The sequence below is a fragment of the Flavobacterium sp. genome, from assembly GCF_043779715.1.
Taxonomy (GTDB): domain Bacteria; phylum Bacteroidota; class Bacteroidia; order Flavobacteriales; family Flavobacteriaceae; genus Flavobacterium.
In genome coordinates, this window is record NZ_JAYWDT010000264.1 from 1 (window position 1) to 5,447 (window position 5,447).

6 protein-coding genes are annotated in these 5,447 nt (G+C 28.9%); 5 read left to right on the forward strand and 1 reads right to left on the reverse strand.

All coding sequences use genetic code 11. The annotated features are described in order from the left end of the window. The first annotated feature begins 161 nt into the window (after window positions 1–161). The 5 genes from ACH2BG_RS12710 to ACH2BG_RS12730 are packed head-to-tail and all read left to right on the forward strand — an operon-like array spanning window position 162 to window position 3,988. Window positions 162–860 carry a toxin-antitoxin system YwqK family antitoxin gene (locus ACH2BG_RS12710; protein WP_395048065.1) on the forward strand — a complete coding sequence of 233 codons (699 nt, stop codon included), beginning with the start codon at window positions 162–164 and terminating at the stop codon, window positions 858–860. After that, window positions 853–2,064 carry a hypothetical protein gene (locus ACH2BG_RS12715; RefSeq protein ID WP_395048066.1) on the forward strand — a complete coding sequence of 404 codons (1,212 nt, stop codon included), beginning with the start codon at window positions 853–855 and terminating at the stop codon, window positions 2,062–2,064. The genes ACH2BG_RS12710 and ACH2BG_RS12715 overlap by 8 nt, the downstream gene beginning before the upstream one ends. After that, window positions 2,039–2,389: a hypothetical protein gene (locus tag ACH2BG_RS12720; protein ID WP_395048067.1), complete on the forward strand. Its 351-nt coding sequence runs from the start codon at window positions 2,039–2,041 to the stop codon at window positions 2,387–2,389. The genes ACH2BG_RS12715 and ACH2BG_RS12720 overlap by 26 nt, the downstream gene beginning before the upstream one ends. Beyond that, complete coding sequence (locus ACH2BG_RS12725) at window positions 2,382–2,867, forward strand: type II secretion system protein J (protein WP_395048068.1); 486 nt, start codon at window positions 2,382–2,384, stop codon at window positions 2,865–2,867. The genes ACH2BG_RS12720 and ACH2BG_RS12725 overlap by 8 nt, the downstream gene beginning before the upstream one ends. Beyond that, window positions 2,867–3,988: a type II secretion system F family protein gene (locus ACH2BG_RS12730; protein WP_395048069.1), complete on the forward strand. Its 1,122-nt coding sequence runs from the start codon at window positions 2,867–2,869 to the stop codon at window positions 3,986–3,988. Before ACH2BG_RS12725 ends, ACH2BG_RS12730 begins: the two co-directional genes overlap by 1 nt. A 137-nt stretch (window positions 3,989–4,125) precedes the next feature. Here the strand turns inward: ACH2BG_RS12730 and ACH2BG_RS12735 are convergent, their stop codons facing one another. Then, a complete protein-coding gene (locus ACH2BG_RS12735) occupies window positions 4,126–5,172 on the reverse strand; it encodes a tyrosine-type recombinase/integrase (RefSeq protein WP_395048070.1) in 1,047 nt (348 codons plus the stop codon). Window positions 5,173–5,447: the final 275 nt, after the last annotated feature.

Consider the following 5,447-nt stretch of genomic DNA (forward strand, 5'->3'; position numbering starts at 1 on the left):
ATTTTATTTTTCATTTTTTTTACAATATTATATTTTAATAATTGGATATGAATTTATTAAAAAAATAAAAGGTCAATTCATTAATTAACTAAATCTGAATTTGATCGCATTAAAAAATAAATTTAATATCTTGCGCATGTTTTAAAATAAAATTTACACTATTGAAAACAAAAGTCCTAACAATATTTTTAGCTCTATTAAGCACATTTTTATTAATTTCATTTTCTGATCCTTATACAATAAAGCGGATTTCAGATGCTAATTTCAGGTATGAATTTTACACAACTAATAAGAAAATAAAACCCAAAGACAATAAAATATATTATTGGTTTAAAGGAGGTTTAATTCACAATACGCAATCAGGAATGGCTGGCGAGTTGTTACAGGATAAATTTGTAAAAATGTACCATAGTAATCAGCTAGCAGAACAAGGAACCTTCAAGAAAGGACTAAAAATTGGTTGGTGGAAAACTTGGTTTACGAACGGAATGGTAGAAACGACTCAAAAATGGAGTAATGGCTTACAATCTGGAGATTTTTTTCGTTATGACGAAAGCGGATTGGTTATTAAAAAAGGAAGTTTTAAGTCTGGCAGAAAGCATGGTCTTTGGATTGATTATATAAAAAAAGACACTGTAATTTATAAAAGAGGTTTGGTTTTTGTGAAAAAAGCAAAGTCTTCTAAAGCTGAAAAAGCAAAAATTAAGGAAGAAAAACTAAAAACAAATTCAATAAAAAAAGAAGATAAAATTAAAAAAAGAGCTTCTAAAAAACCAGAAACTACTTCAGAAACAAAACCTAAAAAAGAAGGATTCTTTAAGAGATTGTTTAGTAAAAAACAACCTAGCACGAATGGTTAAAGCGCATAGCTTATTATACGCCATCTACATCTGTTTGATTGTCTCCATTATTTGTGGCGCCTTATTGTATTTTGCTAATTTATACAACCAACTTAATTTACATTATAACCTGCAAGAGGAAATGTACATTCACAACCAATCTGTTGTTAATTTTGCATTGGGAAATCAAGTGTCTCAAGAAGAATTACCTATTGATGAAAACTCAGGAGTTGAAGGTAATTATGAAATAAAACAATATGGTTTGCTAAGCATGTTATTAGCACATTCAGGTTTAAGAAATGACACAATTAGTTCGGCGCATTTTGTTGGAAGCTATTCTTCAGACAAAACGGCAATTTATCTAGCCAATTTTACTAAATCGCTGTCTTATTCTGGAACTGTTAAGTTGTTCGGTGACAATAATTTGCCAACAACCTATATAGAAGCGTCTTATATTACCAATAAACCCAATAATTTAATTACGCAAGGAAAAACTACCATTTCAGAGTTAATTTTACCTAAGATAAATTCGAATTTCAAGAAAATATTCGAAGGAATAAATGCTGAAAAAACAGTATTATCTGAACTTCAAAAACCAAAAGACTCTCTGTTTTTTAATTCTTTTCATAACACAACGAAAGAAGTTTATGTAAATTCCGTTTTGAGTAATGTTATCTTCAAAGGAAACTTTATTTTACGATCTAAAGATTCTATTCGAGTAAAGAAAAATACGGTTTTAGAAGATGTGATTCTCATGGCACCCAAAATTACTTTCGAAGAAGGTTTTACAGGAACAGTTCAAGTATTTGCAAGCAAAGGAATCGAGTTAGAACAAAAAGTAATCCTAAATTATCCGTCGGTAGTTTGTGTTTATAATCCCACATTGGAAGAGAGTTTAATAAAAATTAAAAAAGAATGTAAAATTACTGGAGCAGTAGTTTTGTTTGGAAACACATTAGAAAACATTAATAAAAATAATATTGAAATAGACCAAGAAGGATTAATTTTTGGAGACATTTATTGCACTGGAAGATTAGATTTAAAAAGCAAAGTTTATGGTTCAGTTTATACGAATCGTTTTTATTTAAAAACAACCTCGTCAACGTACGATAATATGATTTCTGATATAGAAATAAATACTGCCAAACGTTCAAAATATTTTATAGCAATTCCACTATTTGAAACCAAAAAAACTGAGTATGGTATTCTTAAAAAAGTATTGTAGCTTACATCTAAAAGCAAATTCTATCTTAGAATCTATGATTGCACTAACTATTATTTCGGTGTGTTTGTATATTGCTATTATGATTTTTGCAGCGGTCTTTACACCAAGAACAGCAGCGAAATTTTATGGTACTCAGAATAAAGTAAATGAACTATTTTTTTTAGCACAACTAAAAAATGATTCGTTAACTGCCGAGAATGAAGATGACAATCTTATTATTGAGGAAGAAGTTATTAGCGATCAGTTAAAAAAAGTTACCATACAATATAAGGATAGTACAAAATATCAGTTCGATAAAAGTTTTTATATTCAAACCAATGAGTAAGAAACACACATTTGCATCATTTTCTATAATAGAAGCAATTATCGGTATGGCGATTACGGCGATTATTATGGGAATTATATTTGTTATTTTTTCGATTGTTTCCGAAAGAATGTTAGATTATAAAAACCAAAATGCATTGGTTAACGATTTAAACAGATTAACTTACAGTATCAATAAAGATATTTTTGACAACGAAAAAATAACCGTTATAGACAATGAAATAATCTTTAATGGATATTCAGGCGAAGTAGTAAAATATAATTTTCTAGAGGACTATACTTCACGAAGTCGTGAGGAATTTATAGATACTTTCAAAGTCAAATTAAAACACATCATTATCGATTCGGTAAAAAGTAATACTCAGAAAAAAGTATTTTTGAAGTTAAAACTAAATGTAGAGGTTAACGAAAGGGATTTAGATTTAAATTTCTACAAACGAGTATATGCTAACGAATTGTTACAAAAAACAAAACAATAATGAGTTTAGATTTAAGCACTTATAAAACCGAAAAAACACCGAAAGCCGATTTCAAAATAAAAACAGGAAACTTTCAATTTTCTAAAAAGCTTTCTGACAAAAAGAAAGAAGTTTTTTATCGTGAATTAGGTATGTTGCTAAAATCAGGTGTAGATTTCAAGAAAGCTTTAGAAATTTTGAGCAATCAATCTAGCAATAAGTTCGAGAAACAAATCATCATCGAAATTAAAGACAAAGTAGTTGAAGGACGAAGCATTTATGAATCGATGAGAGAAACCAATCAGTTTTCGGCATACGAATATTATAGCATACAAATAGGAGAAGAAACTAGAAAACTGGAAGAGGTTTTGGGCGAATTACAAAAATATTTCAATAGAAAAATCCAAATGAAACGCCAAATCATTTCTGTTTTAACCTATCCAGCAATTGTAATGACAGTGACTATTTTGGTACTTTATTTTATGTTGAATAAAGTAGTGCCCATGTTTAGTTCAGTATTTAAACAATTTGGAAGTGAATTGCCTAAAAGCACACAAATCATTATAAAGATATCAAATCATTCAGGAACAATATTCGGAATTGTTTTCGGGTTAATAATAGGACTAGTTATTATGCATGCTTTGCTAAAAGAGAAACAAAGTTATCGTGCCATAACAACAAAAATGATGCTTAGGATTCCGTACTTCGGGAGTTTAATCCAAAAAATATACATTTCTCGTTTTTGTCAATCGATGAAGTTGCTCATTACGTCAAAAACAACTTTGATTAATTCCTTATCATTAACAAAAAAAATGATAGGTTTTTATCCAATCGAAATAGCTATCGAAACCATAAAAGAAGATATAACGAGAGGAGCCTCATTAAACGAAAGTTTAAAAAAACATTCCGTTTTCGAAAACAAAATGGTTTCTATGGTCGAAGTAGCCGAACAAGTAAATCAATTAGATATAATGTTCGACAGATTAACGGAACAATACAATGAAGAAATTAGCCATCAAACAAAAATGATTGGTGTTATTCTCGAGCCTATGATTATTATCGTTATTGGGGTAATTGTGGGAGTAATTATGATTTCTATGTATGCACCAATGTTCGACTTGAGTAAGATTATAAAAAATTAAAATAACTTATCTGTGCTCATGCCTAAAAAAGAACTATTTTTTTTAGCCACAAATTAAAAATATTTTAAGGATTTTATGAATATAATAATTAAAAAATCTGTGCTAATCCGTGAAATCTGTGGCTAAAAAACTAGGTGTTATATTTCATATAATTCTAACTTATCATGCACTTTGCTTAATTCTTTGTCTATATAAGTTTGTGCATAATGAACATACCTATTAAAAGAATTACTAGCACTACTATGACCACTAATTTTTCTAACTAAAAGTTCTGGCATACCTAAAATAAGCATTGTTGTAATTGCAGTTCGTCGCATCATGTGAGAACTCATATTATCACAAAAACGATTTTTAGCATTTTTTGCTGTAATTTTTTTAGTAACTCCTTGTTTTTCTCGTGAGATATCTACAACATCTGTAAACCCAGCCATCTCACCAATTCTTTTAAGAGATCTATTAAAATTGGACAAGTCTTTCTCACCAAAAATAGGAGTGCTACTACTTTTCGGAATATATTTTTGATAAATTTCTACCGCATAATTGGGTAATTTTATAAAACTATATGTTTTTGTTTTCTGAGATTTTACTTTTAGATACCACTCATTATTAGTTTTTTCAAAATTCTTGTTGGTTAGCAAAAAAATGTCCGAAAAACGAAGTCCAGTAGTGCAACCAAAAACAAAAATATTTTTTAGTTTAATTTGGGTAGAAGTCAGCTTTTTTTCGAACACCTTATCATGAATTAAAAACTTAAGCTGATCAGGTGTTAAAACTAAAATGTCAATTTCTTCTTTTCGAATATAAAAGCTTTTGTGAAAATCACCCACATAAATATCTTTCTCTTCCTTGAGCCAATTAAAAAAAACACGAATTATTTTTATATTAGATCCTACATAATTATCATAACAACCTTTTTTGTACATAAACTCGGTAAACCCTTTGTAAAACTTTTTCCAATAACTTTTTTCCGATTGAAGCTCACGGGTACTTAATCTTAAAATACTACAAATTCGCAATTCAAATTTTGCCTCGATACTAAACTGAGTTAAATTTTGCAAAACATACTTATACACTTTGGTCGAACTAGGCGTAATTCGTTCACCATTTTTTTTTAGTCTTTTTCCCGATTCAGAGTCTTTTATAAATTGTTTAAAAAGAGGAATAAATTCTTGTGGTTTTTTCATAAAATGAATTTTAAAAAAAACTACTATTTCAAGTTGTTTTTTTCGTTAGATTTGTAATGAATAATACGTTCTTTTTTTACTGATTTTTAGGCTAAAAAGTGTCAAAAAACGCCATAAAGTGCAAAAATAGTGATTTTATAGTTAATGTTAGTTATTGTGTTTATTAGTGCTAAGCAAACAATGACTACTATCCTTTTGGTTCCTTAGTTCCAAATAGGCATGGTTCAAGCACAGCCTACCGTTACGGCTTCCAAGGACAAGAAAAAGATGATGAA